This window comes from Streptomyces solicavernae, from assembly GCF_029968095.1.
Taxonomy (GTDB): Bacteria; Actinomycetota; Actinomycetes; order Streptomycetales; family Streptomycetaceae; genus Streptomyces; species Streptomyces solicavernae.
Genome location: NZ_JASCIR010000002.1, coordinates 339,814 through 362,063 on the forward strand (window position 1 = coordinate 339,814; position 22,250 = coordinate 362,063).

Annotated in this window: 17 protein-coding genes and 1 tRNA gene; 10 read left to right on the top strand and 8 right to left on the bottom strand. The window is 70.8% G+C overall.

Annotated features, from left to right (window positions below):
- Nucleotides 1-70: 70 nt before the first annotated feature.
- Nucleotides 71-1,135: a sugar phosphate isomerase/epimerase family protein gene (locus tag QIS99_RS03955; protein WP_282510388.1), complete on the top strand. Its 1,065-nt coding sequence runs from the start codon at nucleotides 71-73 to the stop codon at nucleotides 1,133-1,135.
- Nucleotides 1,136-1,223: 88 nt separating this feature from the next.
- On the opposite strand, the gene QIS99_RS03960 is transcribed toward QIS99_RS03955, so the two are convergent.
- The 4 genes from QIS99_RS03960 to QIS99_RS03975 form a co-directional block, all read right to left on the bottom strand.
- A complete protein-coding gene (locus QIS99_RS03960; protein ID WP_282510390.1) occupies nucleotides 1,224-2,609 on the bottom strand; it encodes an OFA family MFS transporter in 1,386 nt (461 codons plus the stop codon).
- Nucleotides 2,610-2,726: 117 nt separating this feature from the next.
- Nucleotides 2,727-4,871, bottom strand: a complete 2,145-nt coding sequence (locus tag QIS99_RS03965) for an acetate--CoA ligase family protein (RefSeq protein WP_282510392.1) — start codon at nucleotides 4,869-4,871, stop codon at nucleotides 2,727-2,729.
- A gap of 4 nt (nucleotides 4,872-4,875) precedes the next feature.
- On the bottom strand, nucleotides 4,876-6,108 hold the full coding sequence (frc, locus tag QIS99_RS03970; RefSeq protein ID WP_282510394.1) for a formyl-CoA transferase: 1,233 nt from the start codon (nucleotides 6,106-6,108) through the stop codon (nucleotides 4,876-4,878).
- 14 nt (nucleotides 6,109-6,122) lie between these two features.
- Nucleotides 6,123-7,808, bottom strand: a complete 1,686-nt coding sequence (locus QIS99_RS03975) for a thiamine pyrophosphate-binding protein (protein ID WP_282510396.1) — start codon at nucleotides 7,806-7,808, stop codon at nucleotides 6,123-6,125.
- 223 nt (nucleotides 7,809-8,031) lie between these two features.
- On the opposite strand from QIS99_RS03975, the gene sucC reads away from it, so the two are divergent.
- From sucC to QIS99_RS04015, 8 genes are all read left to right on the top strand, one after another.
- The gene (sucC, locus tag QIS99_RS03980) at nucleotides 8,032-9,156 is read left to right on the top strand and encodes an ADP-forming succinate--CoA ligase subunit beta (RefSeq protein ID WP_282510398.1); all 1,125 of its coding nucleotides are present in this window, start codon (nucleotides 8,032-8,034) and stop codon (nucleotides 9,154-9,156) included.
- A 25-nt stretch (nucleotides 9,157-9,181) separates the two neighbouring features.
- Nucleotides 9,182-10,069, top strand: a complete 888-nt coding sequence (gene sucD / locus QIS99_RS03985; RefSeq protein ID WP_282510400.1) for a succinate--CoA ligase subunit alpha — start codon at nucleotides 9,182-9,184, stop codon at nucleotides 10,067-10,069.
- A gap of 58 nt (nucleotides 10,070-10,127) precedes the next feature.
- Nucleotides 10,128-11,684, top strand: a complete 1,557-nt coding sequence (locus QIS99_RS03990) for an aldehyde dehydrogenase family protein (RefSeq protein WP_282510402.1) — start codon at nucleotides 10,128-10,130, stop codon at nucleotides 11,682-11,684.
- 309 nt (nucleotides 11,685-11,993) lie between these two features.
- A tRNA-Leu gene (locus QIS99_RS03995) sits at nucleotides 11,994-12,078 on the top strand.
- 255 nt (nucleotides 12,079-12,333) lie between these two features.
- A complete protein-coding gene (locus QIS99_RS04000) occupies nucleotides 12,334-12,699 on the top strand; it encodes a PH domain-containing protein (RefSeq protein ID WP_161697346.1) in 366 nt (121 codons plus the stop codon).
- A gap of 122 nt (nucleotides 12,700-12,821) precedes the next feature.
- Nucleotides 12,822-13,718, top strand: coding sequence for a universal stress protein (locus tag QIS99_RS04005; protein ID WP_282510407.1), 897 nt, complete (start codon nucleotides 12,822-12,824; stop codon nucleotides 13,716-13,718).
- A 185-nt stretch (nucleotides 13,719-13,903) separates the two neighbouring features.
- Nucleotides 13,904-14,041 carry a hypothetical protein gene (locus tag QIS99_RS04010; protein WP_282510409.1) on the top strand — a complete coding sequence of 46 codons (138 nt, stop codon included), beginning with the start codon at nucleotides 13,904-13,906 and terminating at the stop codon, nucleotides 14,039-14,041.
- Nucleotides 14,042-14,091: 50 nt separating this feature from the next.
- Nucleotides 14,092-14,883, top strand: coding sequence for an SDR family NAD(P)-dependent oxidoreductase (locus QIS99_RS04015; RefSeq protein ID WP_282510412.1), 792 nt, complete (start codon nucleotides 14,092-14,094; stop codon nucleotides 14,881-14,883).
- A 211-nt stretch (nucleotides 14,884-15,094) separates the two neighbouring features.
- Here QIS99_RS04015 and QIS99_RS04020 read toward each other — a convergent pair whose 3' ends face one another.
- From QIS99_RS04020 to QIS99_RS04030, 3 genes are all read right to left on the bottom strand, one after another.
- Nucleotides 15,095-16,225, bottom strand: coding sequence for a DUF3048 domain-containing protein (locus QIS99_RS04020; protein WP_282510414.1), 1,131 nt, complete (start codon nucleotides 16,223-16,225; stop codon nucleotides 15,095-15,097).
- A gap of 264 nt (nucleotides 16,226-16,489) precedes the next feature.
- Nucleotides 16,490-17,437 (bottom strand): DUF3048 domain-containing protein, encoded by a 948-nt coding sequence (locus QIS99_RS04025; protein ID WP_282510415.1) that lies wholly within the window; start codon nucleotides 17,435-17,437, stop codon nucleotides 16,490-16,492.
- Between the two features lie 381 nt (nucleotides 17,438-17,818).
- Nucleotides 17,819-18,883: an ATP-dependent DNA ligase gene (locus QIS99_RS04030; RefSeq protein WP_282510416.1), complete on the bottom strand. Its 1,065-nt coding sequence runs from the start codon at nucleotides 18,881-18,883 to the stop codon at nucleotides 17,819-17,821.
- Between the two features lie 74 nt (nucleotides 18,884-18,957).
- On the opposite strand from QIS99_RS04030, the gene ligD reads away from it, so the two are divergent.
- On the top strand, nucleotides 18,958-20,007 hold the full coding sequence (gene ligD, locus QIS99_RS04035; protein ID WP_282510417.1) for a non-homologous end-joining DNA ligase: 1,050 nt from the start codon (nucleotides 18,958-18,960) through the stop codon (nucleotides 20,005-20,007).
- Between the two features lie 17 nt (nucleotides 20,008-20,024).
- Here ligD and QIS99_RS04040 read toward each other — a convergent pair whose 3' ends face one another.
- On the bottom strand, nucleotides 20,025-22,250 hold the full coding sequence (locus QIS99_RS04040; RefSeq protein WP_282510418.1) for an OmpL47-type beta-barrel domain-containing protein: 2,226 nt from the start codon (nucleotides 22,248-22,250) through the stop codon (nucleotides 20,025-20,027).

Sequence of the window (22,250 nt, forward strand, 5' to 3'; positions counted from 1 at the left end):
CTGACCGCCGACTGAGAACAACTCAACCAGACACCACTGACAACGCCCCGTGACTGCAAGGAGTTCCCGCATGCCCCGTTCCTTCCGCACGTCCGCGTCCGACCCCGAGCTCGCCCACAGACTCAGCCGCCGCGGCATGCTCGGTGTCGCCGCAGGAGCCACCGCGGCCGCCTTCGCCGGCGTCGGCGCGAGCTCCGCCGCAGCCCAGCCCTCTGCAGGTTCGGCCACGACCACGGCAGCCGGGGCGAAGGGCCGTCCCGTGCTGCCGCCCGGCCGTCTCGGCATCCAGTTGTACAGCCTGCGCGACAAGGTCTCCACCCTCGGATTCGCCCCGGTCTTCGAGGAGTTGAGCGCCCACGGCTACGACGAGATCGAGTTCGCCGGCTACACCCAGGGCTCCGCGGGCCCCATCACTCTCGCCCAGCTCAAGCGCCTCGCCGCCGACCACGGCCTCAACCCCATCGGCAGCCACGTCGGCTACTACTCCGACGACCCGAACGCGTACACCTTCGCGCAGAACCTCGACAAGGTCCTCGACGAGGCCCAGGCCCTCGGCCTCAGGCACATCGGCACCGCCTCCGGGCCATGGCGCTACGGCACGACCGTCGACGGCTGGAAGCGCTGCGCCGAGGAGTTCAACACGTACGGCGCGGCGGCGCGGAAGCGTGGCATGAAGTTCTACCAGCACAACCACGCCGAGGAGTTCATGTTCGCGACCGACCGGCCGGACGTCCGGCTCTACGACGTGCTGCTCGCCGAGACCGACCCGGACCTGGTGCACCTGGAGATGGACATCTACTGGGCGTACGCCGGGCAGTTCCGTTTCTCCCAGCGGGTCGACGGGACACCCGCGCCGTTCGAGCCGCTGGACTACGTACTCAAGCAGCCGCACCGGTACCCGCTGTTCCACGTCAAGGACGGCGAGCACGACGAGGCCGCCAAGGACGGCTACCGGATGGTGGACGTGGGCGACGGCGACATCGACTACCGGCGGTTCCTCTCCGAGGTGACGCGACGAACCCCGACGGGCAGGCGCTACCACCACTGGCAGGTGGAGCACGACAACCCGGTCGACTCGCTCGCCTTCGCCCGCAAGTCCAGCGCCCACCTGCACTCGCTCCGCGAGCGCGACTGACCGCTCCCAGCGGTTGGCGGTGCCGTGTGGAGCCCTCGGCAAGGAAAGACCTCGCCGGGGGCTCCACGCGGAGGGGACAGCTGAGCGGCTAGTGCGCGTCCCTGCTGATGGGCTGCGGATTCGGCGTGATCTTCCCGCGCTTCGGCCGTCCCGGCGGAGTCAGGAACAGCGCCACGAACCCCGCGAAGAACGAGATCGAGCCCGCCAGGATGAACGCACCGGTGTGCCCCCAGGCCCCCACGACCACGGCTCCCATGCCCGCGCCGAGTCCGGAGACGAGCTTCGAGCTGTACACCATGCCGTAGTTGGTGGCGTTGTTGTTCTCGCCGAAGTAGTCGGCGGTGAGCGCCGCGAACATCGGGAAGATGGCGCCGCCGCCGAAACCGGAGACCGCCGAGAAGAACAGGAACAGCGGCAGGTTCTGCGTGTTCGCCGACCAGATGAGGCCGAACTGCGCCAGCCCCAGGATGACGCACACGTTCAGCAGGCACCGCTTGCGGCCGAAGCGGTCGGAGAGCCAGCCGATGACGCCGCGCCCGGTGCCGTTGACGATCGCCTTGAGCGACATCGCGGTGGCGACGATTCCGCTCGCGAAACCCGCCTCCTTGCCGATGTCGACCTGGAAGGCGATGCCGAAGATGTTCACCCCGGACGTGCACGCCAGACAGAACCACATCAGCGCCACCCGCCCGGTCTTCCAGGCCTCCATGGGGGAGTACTGCTTCACGGCCGGCGGGTTCTTCTCCAGGGACCGGCGGGCGCGCGGATCGTCCGGCGGGTTCAGCGGGTCGACGTCGGCGGGCCACCAGTTCTTCGGCGGGTCCTTGAAGAAGAGCCCCGCGACGGCCACGACCGCGGCGAGGAAAAGGCCCACCATAAGAAGCACCGTACGGAAGTTGGACAGGTCCATGACGCCGGTGAAGATGAACACGAACGGCACCGAACCGTAGGCGAAGCCGCCGTTGACGAAGCCGGTCTTGCCGCCCCGGCGCTCCGGATACCACTTGCCGACCATGTTGACGCAGGTGGCGTACACCATGCCCGCGCCCATGCCGCTGAACATGCTGAAGCCGATGTACGCGAACACGACGTGCGGCGCGTAGGCCAGGGAAAGATAGCCGAGCAGGGTGCCCGCGGAGCCGAGCATCATCGCCCAGCGGGCCGGCAGCCGGCCGCTCTCGCGCAGCCGGCCCGCGGGGAAGGCAACGGAGGCCTGGAAGAACACCCAGACGGTCATCATCCAGAAGATGTGGCCGCTGGCCCAGTGATGTGCGGTGTGCAGTGTGTCCTCCGCGGACGCGAACGCGTACTCCGCGGAACTGATGCCCATCATGCCCACCCACGGCAGGATGACCATCCACTTGCGCTTGCGCCCCATGATGTCGATGTCGGTCTCGCCGAGCCGGTACGTGCGGCCGTTGGCGTCCGTCACCTCCCGATAGGGGACGGTGGTTGGCAGGTCGGTTGTCGTCATGTCGATCGAACCCCTCGCGTGGAAGAAGTCTGGCCAGCGCCCCCTGTCCGTTCTCTTCGCACCGGGGCCCACGGCGAGCGGCCGCCGCAGGCCCCGTGGTTCGAGCCGTCGCTCAGCTCATCGACCACCTCCGAGCAACCCGGCCGCCCGCGCCCACCGGTACTTCGCGCCGAGCACGGCGACGGGCTTCTCGGTCGTGTACGGGTAGGCGACGACTCCGCGCTCAAAGAGGTACGCGCACGCCTCCTCGACCTCGACATCGCCCGCGAGGGAGGCCACAACCGGCTTCTCTATGCCGCGCTTTCGGAAATCGGCCACCACGCGCGCGGTGAGCTCGGCGAACACCATCGGCGGCGTGACGATGGTGTGCCAGTAGCCCAGTACGAGGGAGTGGATCCGCGGGTCCTCAAGACCGAGCCGGATCGTCGCCTCGTACGTGGCAGGGGGCTCGCCGCCCGTGATGTCCACGGGGTTGCCCGCGGCCCCGAAGGGCGGGATGAACTCGCGGAACGCGCCGTCCAGGTCGTCCGGGATCTCCATCAGGGAGAGGCCGTTGTCGGTCACCGCGTCCGACAGGAGCACTCCGGAGCCACCCGCGCCCGTGATGATGACGACGTTGTCCCCCTTGGGGGTCGGCAGCACGGGCAGCGCACGCGCGTACTCCAGCATGTCGTTGAGGCCCGGCGCCCGGATCACGCCGGCCTGCCGGAGGATGTCGTCGTACACCGCGTCGTCGCCCGCGAGCGCCCCCGTGTGCGAGCCCGCGGCCTTCGCGCCGGCGGCCGTACGCCCCGCCTTGAGGACGACGACCGGCTTCTTCGGCACGGTCTCCTTGGCGGCCGCGACGAACGCCCGCCCGTCCTTCAGGTCCTCCAGGTGCATGGCGATGCACTGGGTGTTCGGGTCCTCGCCGAACCAGGTCAGCAGGTCGTCCTCGTCGATGTCCGACTTGTTGCCGAGTCCGACGATCGCGGAGACACCGGTCTTGGTGGCGCGGGCGAAGCCCAGGATCGCCATGCCGATGCCGCCCGACTGGGAGGTCAGGGCGACCCCGCCCTTCACGTCGTACGGCGTGCAGAACGTGGCGCACAGGTCCTGCCACGTCGAGTAGTAGCCGTAGATGTTCGGGCCCAGGAGGCGTACGCCGTGCCGTTCCGCGATGGCGACGATCTCCTCCTGCAACGCGTGCTCACCGGTCTCCGCGAAGCCGGACGGGATCAGCACCGCATTGGGGATGCCCTTGCGACCCACCTCTTCGAGGGCGGAGGCCACGAACTGGGCGGGGATCGCGAAAACCGCCACATCCACCTCACCCGGAACGTCGGTGACATTCTTGTACGCCTTGCGGCCCTGAATGTCATCGGCCTTGGGGTTCACGGGGTGGATCTCGCCGGAGAAACCTCCGTCGACGAGGTTCCGCATCACCGAATTGCCGATCTTGCCCTGCTCGTTGGAGGCACCGATGACCGCTATGGAGCGCGGCTGCATCAGGCGTCGCATGGAGCGGAGGATTTCGTCGCGGCCATACGTCCGCCGCTCCTTGGGCGCCTCCGTCGACAGGATCACGCGGATGTCGGCGGCGAGCGCGCCCTCCGGTGTGGCGATCACCGGGTTGAGGTCGACCTCCGCGATCTCCGGGAAGTCCGTGACCAGTTCGGAGACCCTCCGGATCTGCTCGGCGACCGCCCACCGGTCCACGCCCGCCGCGCCCCGCACACCGCGCAGGATCTCCGCGGCGCGGATCGAGTCGAGCATGGAGACCGCCTCGTCGGCGTCGACGGGCGCGAGACGGAACGTCACGTCCTTCAACACCTCGACGAGCACACCGCCGAGCCCGAACGCCACGACCTTCCCGAACGTCGGGTCGGTGACCGCGCCCACGATCACCTCTTGCCCCTTCGGCAGAAGTTGCTGCACCTGCACGCCCTCGATCCGGGCGTCCGCGTCATGGGCACGGGCGTTGTCGACGACGGTGTGGAACCCGGCCCGCACATCGGCGGCGCCCTCCACCCCGACGATCACGCCGCCCGCGTCGGTCTTGTGCAGGATGTCCGGCGAGACGATCTTCAGGACGACCGGGCCGTCGAAGCGCGCCGCCGCCGCGACCGCCTCGTCCACGTCCCGCGCCAACTCCTCACCCGGCACGGCGATTCCGTACGCCTCCGCGATCACCTTGCCCTCGGGCGCGGTCAGCGCGGTACGGCCCTCGGCGCGTACGGCGTCGAGCAGCGCCCGCACCGTCTGCGTGCGGTCCTCTGCCATCACGTCAGATCACTCCGTTCGACTTGAGCAGGCGCAGCTCCTCGTCCCCGAGGCCGAGCTCGCCGACGTACACCGCCTCGTTGTGCTCGCCGAGCAGGGGTGAACTGACCACGTCCACCAGGGAGTCGGAGAGCTTCAACGGCGAGCCGACGGTGGTGAACTCGCCGCGCTCGGGGTGCTGGACCTTCACGACCATCTCGTTGGCGGCGAGCGAGGCGTCCTCGACGATCTCCTTCGTCGACAGGATCGGGCCGCACGGGATGTTGTGGGAGTTGAGCTGCTCCAGGACCTCCCACTTCGGCAGGGTCGAGGACCACTCCTCGATCAGCTGGAACATCTTGTTCAGCTTCGGCAGCCGGGCCTCGGGCGTGTTCCACTCGGGGTCGTCGGCCAGTTCGGGCCGGCCGATCAGGTTGGCGATCGGCTGCCAGCCGACCGGCTGCACGATGACGTACACGTAGTCGTTCGGGCCGCCCGGCGCGCACTTGACCGCCCAGCCGGGCTGACCGCCGCCGGACGCGTTCCCGGACCGGGGAACTTCCGTGCCGAAGTCGTCGTTGGGATATTCAGCGAGCGGGCCATGGGCCAGGCGCTGCTGATCGCGCAACTTCACCCGGCAGAGGTTGAGCACGGCATGCTGCATGGCCACGTTGACCCGCTGCCCGCGCCCGGTGCTTTCCCGCTGCAGGAGCGCCGCGAGAATTCCGGCGACGGCATGAATGCCGGTTCCCGAGTCGCCGATCTGGGCCCCCGTCGCCAGCGGGGGGCCGTCCTCGAAGCCCGTGGTCGACATCGACCCGCCCATCGCCTGCGCCACGACCTCGTAGGCCTTGAAGTTGGTGTAAGGACCGTCACCGAAACCCTTGATGGAGGCATAGACGATTCGCGGATTGATCTCCTGGATGCGATCCCAGGTGAACCCCATGCGGTCCACGGCCCCGGGGCCGAAGTTCTCGACCATGACGTCCGAGCGCCGGATCAGCTCGGTGAGGATCTCCTTGCCGCGCTCGGTCTTGGTGTTGAGGGTGATGCTCCGCTTGTTGCAGTTGAGCATCGTGAAGTAGAGGGAGTCGACGTCCGGCAGATCGCGCAGCTGCTTGCGCGTGATGTCGCCGTTCGGCGCCTCCAGCTTCACCACGTCCGCGCCCAGCCAGGCGAGCAGCTGGGTGGCGGAAGGGCCCGACTGGACGTGGGTCATGTCGAGGACGCGCACGCCCTCAAGAGCCTTGGTCGTCATGACGATTCAGCTCCTCACTTGTACATGGTCTGGTTCATGGTTCCGGGGGCGTACGCGTCCGGGTCCACCCAGACGTTGATGAGCGAGGGCTTGCCCGACTCACGGGCCCGTCGCAGCGCGGGGCCGATGTCGGCGGGGTCGCGGACCTCCTCGCCGTAACCGCCGAGCATCTGGGCGAACTTGTCGTAGTGGACGTCGCCGAGGGTGTTGCCGACACGCTCGCGCTCGTCGCCGTACTTGGCCTTCTGGCCGTAACGGATCTGGTTCATGGAGGAGTTGTTGCCGACGATGCCGATGAAGGGGAGCTCGTAGCGGACGAGAGTCTCGAAGTCCCAGCCGGTCAGGGAGAACGCGCCGTCACCGAAGAGCGCGACTACCTCCTTGTCGGGGCGGGCCTGCTTCGCGGCGAGCACGAACGGAATCCCGACGCCGAGCGTGCCGAGCGGACCCGGGTCCATCCAGTGACCCGGTGACTTGGGCTGTACGACCTGGCCGGAGAAGGTGACGATGTCGCCGCCGTCGCCGATGTAGATCGAGTCCTCGGTGAGGAAGTCGTTGATCTCGCTGACCAGACGGTAGGGGTGGATGGGGGAGGAGTCCGAGCGCAGGTTCGGCAGCCGCTTCTCGATGGCGGTCTGCTCGGCGGCGCGCAGTTCGTCCAGCCACTCCTTGCGCTTGGACCCACTGCCGTTGAGCCGGCCGGACGCAGCCTCGGTGACGGCCTTCAGGATCAGGCCCGCGTCGCCGACGATGCCGAGGTCGACGTCCCGGTTCTTGCCGACGGTGCGGTAGTCCAGGTCGATCTGGACGACGGTCGCGTCCGGCGAGAGCCGCTTGCCGTAGCCCATCCGGAAGTCGAAGGGAGTGCCGACGATCACGATGACATCGGCGTTGGAGAAGGCGTACCTGCGGGAGAGCTGGAAGTGGTGCGGGTCGCCGGGAGGGAGGGTGCCGCGCCCGGCACCGTTCATATAGGCGGGCACGTTGAGGGTGCGGACGAGTTCGGTGGCCGCCTCGGTGCCGCGGGTCGTCCAGACCTGGGAGCCGAGCAGGATCGCGGGTTTCTCGGCGTGCACGAGGAGGTCGGCGAGCTTCTCGATGGCCTCGGGGTCACCGGCGGAGCGGGTGGAGGCACGGTAGTGCCCGGCCTGGGGCACGCGCGCCGTGTCCACCGGCACCTTGGCGTCGAGGACGTCGCGCGGTATCTCCAGGAAGGAGGGCCCGGGGGCGCCGTGGTAGCACTCGCGGAACGCCATGGACACCATGTCCGCGGCGCGCGCCGTGTCCGGCACGGTCGAGGCGAACTTGGTGATGGGCGTCATCATGTCGACGTGCGGGAGGTCCTGAAGGGAGCCCATCTTGTGCTGGGTGTGGGCCCCTTGGCCGCCGATGAGGAGCATCGGTGACTCGGCGCGGAACGCGTTGGCGACACCGGTCACCGCGTCAGTGGTGCCCGGGCCCGCGGTGACGACGGCGCAGCCGGGCTTGCCGGTGATGCGGGCGTAGCCGTCGGCGGCGTGGGCGGCGACCTGTTCATGGCGTACGTCGACGACTTCGATGCCTTCGTCGACGCAGCCGTCGTAGATGTCGATGATGTGGCCGCCGCACAGGGTGTAGATGACCTCCACGCCCTCCGCTTTGAGTGCCTTGGCGACCAGGTGCCCACCGGAAATGAGGTTCTGGCTGTTCTCGTCGGGCATGGCGAAGTCCTGTCCCTTCGTAGGGGAGTTGGCGTCCTCACACGCAGCTCACGGACGGGCCGTGGACTGCTGTCACGCACGTGTCAGACACGCTTCATGCACTGCGTCCACCGCGGTTTGGAGCAGATTGCATACAGTCGACGAATACTGTATGAAACTTGTTATCCCGCATCCGGTCAGTGGTGTCCAGGGGGCGTGCGGCACTTTTGAGTCAGGAGCCGAAATGGACCTGTTCGAGTACCAGGCAAGGGAACTCTTCGAGGAATACGGTGTGTCGGTGCCGACGGCCGAGGTCGCCGGCACGGCCAAGGAGGCCCGCCGCATCGCGGACCGCCTCGGCGGCCGCGCCGTCGTCAAGGCCCAGGTGAAGACCGGCGGCCGCGGCAAGGCGGGCGGGGTCAAGCTCGCCGCCGACCCGGCCGCCGCAGAGCTGACGGCCCGCCAGATCCTCGGCATGGACATCAAGGGGCACACCGCGCACCAGGTGATGCTCGCCCAGCCAGTCGAGATCGAGACCGAGTTCTACGTCTCCTACGTCCTCGACCGCGCCGCCGGGCACTTCCTCGCGATCGCCTCCGCCGAGGGCGGCATGGAGATCGAGGAAGTCGCCGCGAACCGCCCCGAAGCCGTCGCCCGCATCCCGGTCGACCCCGCGCACGGCGTCACCGCCGACAAGGCCGCCGAGATCGCCCGCGCCGCACACCTCCCGCCCGAAGCGGCCGACGTCCTCGTCAAGCTGTGGACCGTACTCACCGAGGAGGACGCCGTACTCGTCGAGGTCAACCCGCTCGTCCGAACCCGCGACGGCCGGCTCCTCGCCCTCGACGGAAAGGTCGCCCTCGACGACAACGCCCGCTTCCGCCAAACCCGTTGGGGCGGAGCCGAGACCGCCCACGACGACCCGCTGGAGGCGCGGGCCGCCGCCAAGGGCCTCAACTACGTCAAGCTCGACGGCCAGGTCGGCGTCGTCGGCAACGGCGCCGGACTCGTCATGTCCACCCTCGACGTGGTGGCCGGCTGCGGCGCCCGCCCCGCCAACTTCCTCGACATCGGCGGCGGCGCCTCCGCCCGGGTCATGGCCGACGGGCTCTCCGTCATCCTCTCCGACCCGGACGTCAGGTCCGTCTTCGTCAACGTCTTCGGCGGCATCACCGCCTGCGACGCCGTGGCCGACGGCATCGTGCAGGCCCTCGACGAGATCCGCCTCACCAAGCCCCTCGTCGTACGCCTCGACGGCAACAGCGCCGCCCAGGGCCGCGCCATCCTCAACGGCCACCGACATCCGCTCGTCGAACAGGTCACCACCATGGACGGCGCCGCCCGGCGCGCCGCGCAACTCGCCAAGTAGCGCCCGCAGCAGAGGAGTTCACACCATGGCGATCTACCTCACCAAGGAGAGCAAGGTCCTCGTCCAGGGCATGACCGGCGCCGAGGGCATGAAGCACACCCGCCGCATGCTCGCCGCGGGCACGAACGTCGTCGGCGGCGTCAACCCCCGCAAGGCCGGCCGCACCGTCGAATTCGACGACCGCGCCGGTGGCATCGATGTATTCGGCACCGTGCGCGAGGGCATCGAGGCCACCGGCGCGGACGTCACCGTCGTCTTCGTCCCGCCCGCGTTCTGCAAGGCCGCCGTCACCGAGGCCGCCGACGCGGGCATCGGCCTCGCCGTCGTCATCACCGAGGGCATCCCCGTCCACGACACAGTCGCCTTCCAGTCGTACGCGCAACAGCGCGGCACCCGCGTCATCGGCCCCAACTGCCCCGGCCTGATCACCCCGGGCCAGGCCAACGCGGGCATCATCCCCGCCGACATCACCAAGCCCGGCCGCATCGGCCTGGTCTCCAAGTCGGGCACGCTCACGTACCAACTCATGTACGAGCTGCGCGACATCGGCTTCTCCACCTGCGTCGGCATCGGCGGCGACCCCGTCATCGGCACCACCCACATCGACTGCCTGCAGGCCTTCGAGGACGACCCGGAGACCGAACTCGTCGTCCTCATCGGCGAGATCGGCGGCGACGCGGAGGAGCGGGCGGCGGCGTACATCCGCGAACACATCAGCAAACCCGTCGTCGGTTACGTCGCCGGGTTCACCGCGCCCGAGGGCAAGACCATGGGGCACGCCGGAGCGATCGTCTCCGGTTCGACCGGAACGGCCCGCGCCAAACAGCAAGCACTCGAAGCGGCGGGCGTACGCGTGGGCGCGACCCCCACCGAGACCGCCCGACTCGTCCTCGAACACCTCGCCTCCTCCTGATCCCTGGGGAACCGCACACCTCCCGCCCCCGACTGTGCACCGAGAGCGGAGAACACCGATGGCCCCTGCCACCCCCGAACCCACCCTCGCCCTCAAACCCGGAACGGCCTGGACCGACGCCTGGCAGCGCTGCCGGACCGTCGCCCCCGAGGCGTTCCTCGACGACCGCGTCCTCAACCTCCGGGCCGCGACCTGGCAACCCGGCGGCCGCACCCTGCCCGCCACCAGCCCCGTCGACGGCACCCCCATCGCCGGACCGCCCCGCCTCGACGCCGGCACCGCCCGCCAGGCCGTACGCGCGGCGCTCGACCAGCACCGCGCGTGGCGGCACGTCCCGCTCCCCGAACGCCGGGCCCGCATCGCCGCCACCCTCGACGCCCTCACCGAACACCGCGAACTCCTCGCCCTCCTCCTCGTCTGGGAGATCGGCAAGCCCTGGCGCCTCGCGCAGGCGGACGTGGACCGGGCGATCGACGGAGTGCGCTGGTACGTCGACGGCATCGAGCCCATGCTGGCCGGCCGCGCCCCACTCGACGGACCGGTCTCCAACATCGCCAGCTGGAACTACCCGATGTCGGTCCTCGTCCACGCGATGCTCGTCCAGGCCCTCGCCGGCAACGCCGTGATCGCCAAGACCCCCACCGACGGCGGCCTCGCCTGCCTCACTCTGGCCTGCGCGCTCGCCGCCCGCGAAGGCGTGCCGATCACCCTCGTCAGCGGCAGCGGCGGCGAACTCTCCGAGGCCCTCGTGCGCGCGCCCGAGATCGGTTGCGTCTCGTTCGTCGGCGGCCGCGACACCGGTGCCGCGGTCGCCACCGCCGTCGCGGACCTCGGCAAGCGCCACATCCTCGAACAGGAGGGCCTCAACACCTGGGGCATCTGGAACTACTCGAACTGGGAGGCCCTGACCGCCCTCATCCCCAAACTCTTCGACTACGGCAAGCAGCGCTGCACTGCCTACCCGCGCTTCGTCGTGCAGCGCTCCCTCTTCGACCGGTTCCTCGACGCGTACCTCCCGGCCGTGCGCTCCATCCGCATCGGACACCCGCTCGCCGTCGCCGACCCGGCGGACCCGCCGCCGAGCCTCGATTTCGGCCCGCTCATCAACGCGGCCAAGGCGAAGGAGCTCACCGACCAGGTCACCGAGGCCGTCGACCGCGGAGCCGTTCCCGTGCACCGCGGCACCCTGTCCGACGGCCGCTTCCTGCCCGGCCAGGACACATCCGCGTACGTCCCACCGGTCACGCTCCTCGGGCCGCCCCCGTCGTCCCCGCTGCACCACGCGGAACCCTTCGGTCCGGTCGACACGATCGTCCTGGTCGACACCGAGGCGGAACTCCTCGCGGCGATGAACGCGTCCAACGGCGCCCTGGTCGCCACGCTCTCCACGGACGACCGGGCCACGTACGAGCGGCTGGCCCCGCAGATCCGCGCGTTCAAGGCCGGCCACGACAGGCCCCGCTCGCGCGGCGACCGCGAGGAGCTCTTCGGCGGCTTCGGCGCGTCCTGGCGGGGCGCCTTCGTCGGCGGCGAACTCCTCGTCCGCGCGGTCACCCGCGGCGACGAGCGCGAACGGCTCCCGGGCAACTTCCCCGAGTACCACCTGATGCCGTGACGCCCACGAATGTGCCGGTGACGACGCCTATGACTGTCCCGTGACGACGCCTACGACCGTGCCGTGACGCACACCACTCGCGAGCCGGCCCCGCCCCACGTGGGCCGGCTCGCGACGCCGATATCAACAGCGGGTGTCCGTCCGGCCACACGCAGTGCACACCGCGCCCGACCTGCGCAGATCCGCCGCCCTCGCCGGCGGGGGCAGGCTCGCAGGTGGAGGGATACGCAGGTGAAAGGCACTCTGAATCCTTGGTATTGTTGTCCATGTCGCCGCGGGGCAAGGCCCCCGGCAGGCGGCGCACACCTAGTCCGGGTGGCGGAATGGCAGACGCGCTAGCTTGAGGTGCTAGTGCCCTTTATCGGGCGTGGGGGTTCAAGTCCCCCCTCGGACACAGTTCAGATCCCCGCGGTTCACAGGAACCGCGGGGATCTGTCGTTCCCCTCGATTCACCTTCCCGGCCGTCGCGGACCTCACGCTCCGGGGGTTGGGCCCCACCGGTCACTGCCGGCATCGCGCTGCGGTCGGCAGAGAACTGGCGGCTGCGGACTGCCGTGTCCGGGGCGGGGGTCGACCTGGAATTCAGCGCCCCCGATACAGTTCGGAGAACCGGACCAGCAGGCACCAGGAATTCACGGGGGTACGTCGCATGGCACTCTTCGGTAACGCTCACACCGTCGACCCGGGCAAGGCTCAGCAGGAGTATGCGCGGTTGTTCGGGCACGGGGAACAGGTCTATGCGGCCTACGTGTTGATCCGTGACACGATCCTTTTCACCGACCGGCGGCTCGTGCTCATAGACAAGCAGGGGATCACCGGCAAGAAGGTCGAGTACCACTCGGTGCCGTACAAGAGCATCACGCGGTTCGCCGTCGAGACGGCCGGGCACTTCGATCTGGACGCGGAGCTCAAGATCTGGGTGTCGGGGGAGTCGGCGCCGATCGAGAAGACCTTCACCAAGGGCGTCAACATCTACGAAGTGCAGGCGATCCTCACGCAGTTCGTGGCGCGCTGAGACCCCGGACCCCCGGACCCCCGGACCCCCGGACCCCCGGACCCCGGGCCGCAGACCTTGGCCCTGAGCCGCGGAGACGTTCGGCCCTGCCGAGCGGGCCGATGTGTGCGCACGATGGGGGCATGAACGCGCTTCCGGTCGTCACCGCCGTCGATGGGTCCGAGCACAGTGTCAAGGCCCTGGAGTGGGCGCTGGCCGCTGCTCGGGAGCGAGGGGCGGAGCTCGTCGTCACGCATGTCAGGACCGACTTCGTGAAGAACGTGCCGCTCCAGGGCGACCTGCCGGTGATCCCGTTGCCCGAGCCGGACGAGACGCCCGTCCTCACGGAGGTGCGGCGCCTCCTCGACGGCCGGTCCGACCTGCCGCCGGTCCGCACTGTCACCCTCGACGGTGCGCTGCCGTCCGCCGTGACCGCGCTCGGCGACGAGGCGCAGCTGCTCGTGGTCGGCTCGCGCGGCCGCGGAGGCTTCGCCAGCCTGCTGCTCGGCTCGGTGAGCCGGGCGTGCGCGGCGCGCGCCGGCTGCCCCGTCGTGGTCGTGCCGCACGCCGCGCGGGCCGAGGTCGTACGGCTGCCGGAGGGTGTGCCGCCCGTGGTCCTGGGCCTGGAACCCGAGGAGACCGGGGACGCGGCGATCGAGTTCGCCTTCGCGGAGGCCGCGCGCAAGGGGGCCCGACTTGAGGTCGTGACCACGTACTCCGTGCCGCTGTCCACGCTCACGGTCGTGGGTCCGTACGTCACCGGCACAGACGGCGACGGACGGCCCGAGATCGAGGCGGAGCTGTACGAGGCGCAGCGGCGGCGGCTCGAAGCGTCCGTGTCGGGGCATCCGGATGCCGAGGTCACCTGTGTCGTCGCCCCGGCGGACGCGGCGGGGCGCCTCGTCGTCGCCTCGCAGACGGCCGGGCTGCTGGTAGTGGGGCGCCACCGTCGCCGGCTCTCCGCCGACTCGTTCCTCGTCGGCTCCGCCGCCAACGCGGTGCTGCTGCATGCGCATTGTCCGGTGGCGGTCGTGCCGTAGGCCGCCGGGCTGAATCGGCAGGCGCATCGGCAGCCGGATCAGGAGCAGAACCGGCAGCCGGAGCAGCAGTTCTCCACGCCCGGCGTCACGTCCTGGCCGCCGCAGCGCAGGGCCAGCGTCTACTGACGTACGGCGGCAGCTCGTCCGTGTGCAGGCGGTACGGGCTGCGGCGGCGACCGAGGCGTGTGGTCCGAGGGCAGCAGCCGGACGGGCTCGCCGAGCTGCTCGCCGCCTGCGCCCGGGTCGCGGGACGAAGACGCTGGCTTGAGTTCGACCAGGCCCGCGACTGGCTGCCGGGGCCTGTGGGGAACGGACCCGAGTGAGCCCCGCACGAGGAGTGTCGGCGGTCGGGGCGGAGCACTAGGGTCGGCCCATGGCCCCTGCCGACCGCGCCGAGCCTCAACTCCCCACCCCAGCAAACCGGTTCGGCGGACGTGTCGCCGTCGTCACCGGGGCAGCGTCCGGCATCGGTGCCGCCAGTGCCGCGCGGCTCGCCGCCGAAGGGGCGGCCGTCGTGCTCGCCGATGTGTCCGTGGACCGGGGCGGGGACGTCGCCGCGGCCATCCGCAAGCGGGGCGGGCGGGCGGAGTTCGTGCACGCGGATGTGGCGGAGCCCGAGGCGTGGCAGCGGGTCGGCGCGGCCGCGGCGGGATTCGGGCCGGTCGGCGTGTTCGTCAGCAACGCCTTCACCGTGGACGTGAGCGGCGCCCACGAGATGCAACTGGAGTCGTGGAACCGGCAGTTGGCCGTCAACCTCACCGGGTCGTTCCTCGGCTTCAAGGCGCTGCTGCCCGAACTGCGCGCGCAGCGTGGCGCGGTCGTCCTCACGTCGTCCGTGCACGCGCACGCGGGGATTCCGGGGCACCCCGCGTATGCGGCGACCAAGGGTGCGCTGGTGTCGCTGTGCGGTCAGCTCGCCGTGGAGTACGGGCCCGAGGTGCGGGTCAATGCGGTGCTGCCCGGGCCGATCCTCACCGGCGCGTGGGACCGGCTGTCGGAGGCCGACCGAGAGCGCAGCGCCGCCCAGACCGCCGCCGGGCGCCTCGGGACGCCCGAGGAGGTGGCGGCGGCGATCGCGTTCCTCGCCGCGGACGAGGCGTCGTATGTGACGGGGTCCAGTCTGGTGGTCGATGGGGGGTGGACGGTGCGGAAGGACTCGTCGTGAGACGTGAGACGTGAGACGTGAGACGTGAGACGTGAGACGTGAGAGAGGGCGAGGGTGGGGAGTGAGGCGAGGGTGGGGGGTGGGAGCGAAGGGGAGGAGCGAGGGGGAGGACCGGGGTTGCTCGGTGGGGCGGCCTGCGGGCGGACCGCTCGGCCGGAGAGTCCGTGCGCCCGCCCCGGTCGGGTCCGCCCGTGCGCTCCGGCAGACGGCCTCAGCGGTCCGCGTACACCACCCACACCTGGCCCCTCGCGAACGGCATGCGCTGTCCGTCGGGGCGGGTGAACGTCGTGCCCGAATCGGCGTCCGGCCGGTGCCAGCGGGTCTCGTACGCCTTGCCGTCCCGCAGGACCGTCGCCCGGCCCTGCCCGACCGTCTTGATGTACGGGGTGGCGGCGCCGTTGACGTCCCGGTACTTGGACGGCGGCATCGAGACGTGCTGGATGACGACCGTGCGGGGCGCCATCTGGCGGCCGTTGGTCTGCATCGCGGGCGAACCGTCGAACGAGACCCGCCAGCGGCGCAGCGAAGGCGACCAGCTGAAGGTGTGGCTCGCGCCCGAGTAGCGCACGGTGCGGCTGTCCGTCGGCACGCCGCCCTCCGGGGCCGGGCCGAAGCGGAACCCGATGTCGGCGGCGCGGCTGGCGTGCGGCGCGGTCCTCAGGAGCGCGCCCGGCTCGACGAACAGGTTGTGCGGCGCCGGCCGGTCCGCGCTGCGGAAGTACGCGCCGGGCACCTTGTCGTGCGGCCGTACGTAGATCGGCGAGCGGTTCAGGTACGTGGTGAGCGAGCTGCGCACCCCGGAGTACGCGAGCGCCGGGTTCCCGAACTGGCGCAGCAGCTCCACGTCGGACTCGCGGGCGCTGCGCACCGGCCCGACCGAGCTCGGCTTGCGGCTGGCGTACACGCCCATCAGCCGGCTCATGCCGCCCTCGACCTTCTCGACGTACACGATGTCCGCCTTGTTGAGGCCCCGGTGCGGGCGGGCCTTGCTGGAGTTGTCGAACTTCACCGCCAGCACCGGGCCCAGGCTCGCGGGCCGGCCGGTGAACGGCGACACCTGGCTCGGCGGTCCCGCGGCCGTCCGCCTGGCGTCCTGGGCACCCCCGCCCTGGGTGCCCCGGTCCTGGGAGCCGGCCTCGGCCGCGGCGCCGAGGGTGAGCGCACCGGCGGCGACGAGCGCGAGCAGTCGCGCCCCGTGGCGGGTGGTGTGCCGGGTGGTGCGGCGGTCCGTGCGGTCGGAGTGGGCGGTGCGATCGGTGCGGGCGGTGCCGTCAGTGGGGCCGGTGGGGCTGGTGGGGCTGGTGGGTCTTGTGCGGTTGGCCGGTGCAGATCTCGCTGTCATCGCAGCGCCTCCGTCGTCCGTAGCGTCCTGAGCGTCCCTGCTGGATTCGCTGGCGCAGTCCTTCCGTACGGGAGGTGTGTACGTACCGCCGCGGCGGCCATCCAACCGCGGCGCATTCATCCTTTCCGGCCGCATCCGGCCGGTGCGCGGCGCGGCTGCGGGACGGGTGCCCCGAGCATCGGTGGGGGACGGACCCGATCGAGGTGCTGGGCAGTCGAAGTGCTGGGAAGTCGAAGTGCTGAGAAGGAGAGAGGCCGCCGGTGCTCACTCCTTCACGTACACCACCCACACCTGCCCCTTTGCGCAGTACAGGCGGCGGCCGTCCGCCGTGCGGTAGTCCGTGGGACGGTCCGCCGTCGGGCGGGTCCATGTTCCCTCGTACGTACGGCCGTTGCGCAGGAGGAGGACGCGGCCCGTGCCGGTGGTCTCCGTGAACGGGGTGACGCTGCCCCAGCGGTCGTGGAAGCGGGAGCCGCGGATCCGGGTGTGCTGGACCAGCACCGTCGACGGGGTCAGCGCCGACTCCTCGCCGTCCAGCTCCACCCGCCAGTGTTCCTCCTCGGCCGACCAGACGAAGCCGAACGTGGCCGCCGGATAGTGCACGGTGTGCCGGGGCGTGTCCTGGCCGTCCGGTGGGCGGGGCCCGACGCGGAAGCCGAAGGACGCCGGGTCGCAGGCGGTGGGCCGCGGATCGAGGCGGGCCGGGCGCACGAACAGGTTGTGCGGGGCGGGCCGGTCCGGGTCCCGGTAGAACGCGTCCTCCGCCTCGCCGGGCGTACGGGCCTCCAACGGCGCGGCGGCGATGAGGGGTTGGAGCTTGGACTGCGCGCCGGAGTAGGCGAGCAGCGGGCGCCCGTACTGGCCGAGCAGGTCCAGGTCGCTCTCGCGGGCGCTGCGGACCGGGCCCACCGACTCGGGGAGGCGGCCGGTGGCGTACACGGCGAGGAAGCGGCTCAGGCCCGACTCGACCTGCTCGACGTGGACGAAGTCGGCTTCCTTCAGGCCGGTGTGCGGGCGGGCGGGGCCCACATTGTCGACCTTCACCGCGAGGGGGACGCAGCCCTTCTCGCCTGCGGCGGGCGGCCGGGCGTCGTCGCCCTCGGGTTGGGTCTGGAGGGTGCAGCCCGCGAGGAGTGCGGCGGAGCCGATCAGGAACGTCCGCCGTTCCACGCTGCTGCGGCTGCCCTCGGCCTTGCTCTGTCCGACGTCCATGCCGACCACCCCGTCCTGCTCCCCTTGGCGGACACATACCCGCGGTCGGGCGGCGTCAGGCCTGTCCCGTTACCTGCCCCGCCCCGCCGGAATGCCAGCCCCTACCTGCCCCGCCCCGCCGGAATGCCGACGTACCTCCCCGTCCGGAACCCGCCGGGCCCCCGCCCGCCCGGCGCGCGAACCTGGGCCGTATGAACGGCCAGGGCAACACGACCACCACCGGCCCCGCCGAGCGCGTCTCCGCCGCGGACTGGGGTGTCTTCCACGACGCGGCGTGACACATGGGAAGCCCCGGCAGCCCCCGGCAGCCACCCCTCACCCCCCGGCAGCCACCCCTCACCCCCCCCCCCCCCCCCGGCAACCCCCCCGGGCAACCACCCCTCACCCGCCCAGCACCTCCGCCAGGTCGTACCGCACCGGCTCCTCCAGCTGTGCGTAGGTGCAGCTCTCCGGGGCGCGGTCCGGGCGCCAGCGGCGGAACTGGGCCGTGTGCCGGAAGCGGGCGCCGTTCTCCATGTGGTCGTACGCCACCTCCACGACCCGTTCGGGCCGCAGCGGCACCCACGACAGGTCCTTCTTGCCGGACCAGCGGCTCGGCGCCCCCGGCAGCCGGGCCGACTCGTGCGCGGACTCCTCCGCCCAGGCCGCCCACGGGTGCTCCTCGTCCGCCCCGAGGCGGAGGGGTTCGAGTTCGGCGACCAGTTCCTCGCGCCGCCGCATGGAGAACGCCGCGCACACCCCGACGTGCTGCAGGGCGCCCGCTTCGTCGTACAGGCCGAGGAGGAGGGAGCCGACGATCGGGCCCGACTTGTGGAAGCGGTAGCCGGCCACGACCGCGTCGGCGGTGCGCTCGTGCTTGATCTTGAACATCAGGCGTTCGTTCTGCCGGTAGCGGAGGTCGAGCGGCTTGGCGATCACCCCGTCAAGACCCGCGCCCTCGTATGTGCGGAACCAGTCGGCGGCCAGCTCGGGGTCGGTGGTCGCCGGCGCCACATGGACCGGCGGGACAGCCCCCGACAGCGCCTCGACCAGCGCCGAGCGGCGTTCGGTCAAGGGCCGGTCGACATACGCGTCGTCCCCGAGCGCCAGCAGGTCGAACGCCACGAACGAGGCGGGCGTCCGCTCGGCGAGCAGCTTCACGCGGGACTCGGCGGGGTGGATGCGTTCCGTGAGCGCGTCGAAGTCGAGGTGGCCGTCGCGGGCGATGACGATCTCGCCGTCCAGTACGCAACGCTCCGGCAGGCAGGCCGTCAGGGCGGCCACGAGTTCCGGGAAGTACCTGGTCAACGGCTTGCCGGTGCGGCTGCCCAGCTCGGTCTCGGCGCCGTCGCGGAACACGATGGCCCGGAAGCCGTCCCACTTGGCCTCGTACTGCATGTCCGGCGGGATCTTCTTCACGGGCTTGGCGAGCATCGGCTTCACGGGCGGCATCACCGGCAGATCCATGCATCGATTCTGCGCGCGCACGACCGCGACCGCCCGGTGTGCGAGGGATGCGCCGCACCCCTACCGTGGCTCGCATGGGCGAAGCGGTGGAACTGGAGGCCGGCGGGCGGACCGTGCGCCTGTCCAACCCGGGCAAGGTCTTCTTCCCGGAGCGCGGGTACACCAAGCTGGACATCGCCCGGTACTACCTCGCCGTAGCACCCGGCATCCTGCGCGCCCTCCGTGACCGGCCCACGACGCTGCAGCGCTACCCGGACGGCGTGACCGGCGAGTGGTTCTACCAGAAGCGGGCGCCCAAGAGCATGCCCGACTGGATTCCCACCGCCCACATCACCTTCCCCAGCGGCCGCAGCGCCGACGAGATGTGCCCCACCGAGGAGGCCGCCGTGCTGTGGGCCGCGCAGTACGGCACGCTCACCTTCCACCCCTGGCCGGTCCGCCGCGACGACGTCGACCGCCCCGACGAGCTGCGCATTGACCTCGACCCGCAGCCCGGCACCGGCTTCGGCGACGCGGTCCGCGCCGCCCACGAACTGCGCGCCGTCCTCGACGAGTTCGGCGGGCTGCGCGGCTGGCCCAAGACCTCCGGCGGCCGCGGCCTGCACGTCTTCGTGCCCATCGCGCCGCACTGGACGTTCACCCAGGTGCGGCGCGCGGCCATCGCGGTCGGGCGGGAGCTGGAGCGCCGGATGCCGGAGCAGGTCACGATCAAGTGGTGGAAGGAGGAGCGCGGCGAGCGCATCTTCGTGGACTACAACCAGACGGCCCGCGACCGCACCATCGCCTCCGCGTACTCGGTACGGCCCCGCCCGCACGCCCCGGTCTCCGCGCCGCTCAGCTGGGACGAGGTGGGCACGGCCCGCCCCGAGGACTTCGACATCGTGACCATGCCCGAGCGGTACGCCGAACGCGGTGACGTGCACGCGGACATGGACGACCACCGCTTCTCCCTGGACGCGCTGCTCGAACTGGCCCGCAAGGACGAGCAGGACCACGGCCTCGGTGACCTGCCGTACCCGCCCGAGTACCCGAAGATGCCGGGCGAGCCGAAGCGGGTGCAGCCGAGCCGGGCCAAGAAGGCGGCGCCCCCGAAGGAGGCGCCGCCCGAGCCCACAACCACCTGATGAACCGGTGACGGTGACTACAACTCCTTGATCCGGATGTCCCGGTACGAGACGACATCCGTCACCCCGTGCACCTGCAGCCCCACATAGCCGGAGGCGTACCTGCGGCCGTCCGTGCCCGGGTCGTCCGCACGCGGCGGCTCGAAGAGCTGGCCGCCCGTGTTGTCGAACTCGTTGATCAGCTTGCCGTTGCGGAACACCTGGTAGTGCTGGTCGACCACCCGGATCTCGTAGTCGTTCCAGGTGCCCTTCGGCGTGACCCCGGCGCCCGCGAGCCCGACCCGGTCGAAGCCGTACACCGACCCGGTCTTGTACATGTCGCCGTCGGGACGGTCGAGCACCTGCACCTCGTGCCCGTACTTGATGGCGACCCACTCCGGCCGTGACTCCTCCGGGTGGTCGTGGACCTGCGGGAACCGCACGAACACACCGGAGTTGGCGTTGCCGTCGCCCGGCGCGTCGTCCCGCCACTGCAGCTTCAGCGAGAAGTCGTCGTACTTCCGCTCCGGGAACCACAGCATGCCGAGCCCGGCCTTGGTGGTGCCCGAGGTCATCGAGCCGTCCTCGTTCAGGCCGAACGAACCGCCGCCCACATGCTGCCACTTGGCGAACGACTCCTTCGAGCCGTCGAACAGCTTGCGGTAGCCCTTGGTCTGGCCGGGCTTGCCGATGCCGGACTTCTTGGCGGCGTGGTGGATCGTGCGCTGCTCGCGGGCGTCGATCACCCCCTCGTCGGCGAGGGCGTCGAGCACCTCGTCCACATGCTTCAGGAACAGCGCCTGCGAGGACCAGTCCTTCTCGTCCTCGATCAGTTCGTTGATCGTGCAGCGGCTCTTCGTCATCCGGTTGGGCACGCCGCTGTCGACCGAGCCGACGAACACCGTCGGACGCTCGTCGTACTCCGGACAGTCCGGCGCGGGCACGCCGCCGCCCTCGACGACCGTGAACGCCTCCTTGCGGGCCTCGGAGGTGTTCCCCGCCCGGTCGCTCGCCCGGTACGCCACCTCGTGCCGGCCGGTGCGGTCCACGACCAGCGGCTCGGTGTACGCGACGTACGGCGCGCCGTCGAGCGAGTACTCGACCTTGTCCACGCCCGAGCCGTCGTCCGTCGCGGTCACTGTCACCGTGGCCTTGCCGACGTACGCGCCGTCGGAGTCGACCGTCCCGTCGACCTCCGCGGAGGTCTCCGGCGGCGTGGTGTCCTCCGCCGGCGGCGCCACCACCGCGAACTCCACAGCCTTCTCGGCGGCCGCGTTGCCCGCCTTGTCCGTGGCCCGGTAGCGCACCTTGTACGTGCCCGGGTCGTGGAACATCACGGGCGCGGTGTACGCCTGCCACTCACCGGAGTCACCCACCGCGTACTGCACGGTGTTCACCCCGGAACCCGCGTCCGACGCGGCCACCGTGACCGTTGCCATGCCGACATAGGCGCCGTCCGCGTTCTGCTCACCGGTCACCGTCGCCGAGGTCTCCGGCGGGGTGGTGTCGTCCGTGTCCGGCGCGACCACCGCGAACTCGACAGCCTTCTCGGCGGCGACGTTGCCCGCCTTGTCCGTGGCCCGGTAGCGGATCTTGTGGCTGCCGACCTGGTCGACGACCACCGGATTCGTGTACGGCTGCCAGGCACCGGAGTCCCCGACCGCGTACTCGACCTTCTCCACGCCGGAACCGCCGCTGTCGTCCGCCGCCGACACGGTCACCGCGGCCTGCCCGACGTACGCGCCGTCCGCGTTCTGCGTGCCGTCGACCTTCGCCGAGGTCTGAGGGGCGGTGGTGTCCTCGCCGCCGCCCTCGGTCACCGTGAGGATGCCCTGCATCGAGCCGTGCCCGGGAATCGTGCAGTGGTACAGGTACCGGCCCGGCGTCAGCGTCACCTCGGCGGTGTGCTTGCCGCCCTCCGCGTCGGAGGGGTTGGCCAGGATGTTCAGCGGCACGTCGTTGTTGTACTCGGGGTCCGAGACGTCGAACGTCAGCGTGTGCGGCATGCCCGTGGTGTTGCCGGTGGCAGCGCTGTTCTCGAAGACGATCGTGGTCCTGCCCGCCACCGCCGTGGTGGGCGCCGACAGGTACTTGTCGATCGGGTCACCGGCCGTCCAGGTCAGCACCTGCTCCACGGCCGCGCCCTCGTCCTGCACCGGCCGCGTGCCCGGGGCGGGCTGCCCGTACGCCGCCGGGGCGGTCAGGCCGAGCACCGTCAGGAGTGCGGCGAGCAGCACCCGTAGCCATCTCTGTCTGTGTCTCAC

What these genes read in the sequence shown, in the direction of transcription:
- QIS99_RS03955 (WP_282510388.1), top strand. Translation starts at nt 71, where the DNA reads ATGCCCCGTTCCTTCCGCACGTCCGCGTCCGACCCCGAGCTCGCCCAC.
- QIS99_RS03960 (WP_282510390.1), bottom strand. Translation starts at nt 2,609, where the DNA reads ATGACGACAACCGACCTGCCAACCACCGTCCCCTATCGGGAGGTGACG.
- QIS99_RS03965 (WP_282510392.1), bottom strand. Translation starts at nt 4,871, where the DNA reads ATGGCAGAGGACCGCACGCAGACGGTGCGGGCGCTGCTCGACGCCGTA.
- frc (WP_282510394.1), bottom strand. Translation starts at nt 6,108, where the DNA reads ATGACGACCAAGGCTCTTGAGGGCGTGCGCGTCCTCGACATGACCCAC.
- QIS99_RS03975 (WP_282510396.1), bottom strand. Translation starts at nt 7,808, where the DNA reads ATGCCCGACGAGAACAGCCAGAACCTCATTTCCGGTGGGCACCTGGTC.
- sucC (WP_282510398.1), top strand. Translation starts at nt 8,032, where the DNA reads ATGGACCTGTTCGAGTACCAGGCAAGGGAACTCTTCGAGGAATACGGT.
- sucD (WP_282510400.1), top strand. Translation starts at nt 9,182, where the DNA reads ATGGCGATCTACCTCACCAAGGAGAGCAAGGTCCTCGTCCAGGGCATG.
- QIS99_RS03990 (WP_282510402.1), top strand. Translation starts at nt 10,128, where the DNA reads ATGGCCCCTGCCACCCCCGAACCCACCCTCGCCCTCAAACCCGGAACG.
- QIS99_RS04000 (WP_161697346.1), top strand. Translation starts at nt 12,334, where the DNA reads ATGGCACTCTTCGGTAACGCTCACACCGTCGACCCGGGCAAGGCTCAG.
- QIS99_RS04005 (WP_282510407.1), top strand. Translation starts at nt 12,822, where the DNA reads ATGAACGCGCTTCCGGTCGTCACCGCCGTCGATGGGTCCGAGCACAGT.
- QIS99_RS04015 (WP_282510412.1), top strand. Translation starts at nt 14,092, where the DNA reads ATGGCCCCTGCCGACCGCGCCGAGCCTCAACTCCCCACCCCAGCAAAC.
- QIS99_RS04020 (WP_282510414.1), bottom strand. Translation starts at nt 16,225, where the DNA reads ATGACAGCGAGATCTGCACCGGCCAACCGCACAAGACCCACCAGCCCC.
- QIS99_RS04025 (WP_282510415.1), bottom strand. Translation starts at nt 17,437, where the DNA reads ATGGACGTCGGACAGAGCAAGGCCGAGGGCAGCCGCAGCAGCGTGGAA.
- QIS99_RS04030 (WP_282510416.1), bottom strand. Translation starts at nt 18,883, where the DNA reads ATGGATCTGCCGGTGATGCCGCCCGTGAAGCCGATGCTCGCCAAGCCC.
- ligD (WP_282510417.1), top strand. Translation starts at nt 18,958, where the DNA reads ATGGGCGAAGCGGTGGAACTGGAGGCCGGCGGGCGGACCGTGCGCCTG.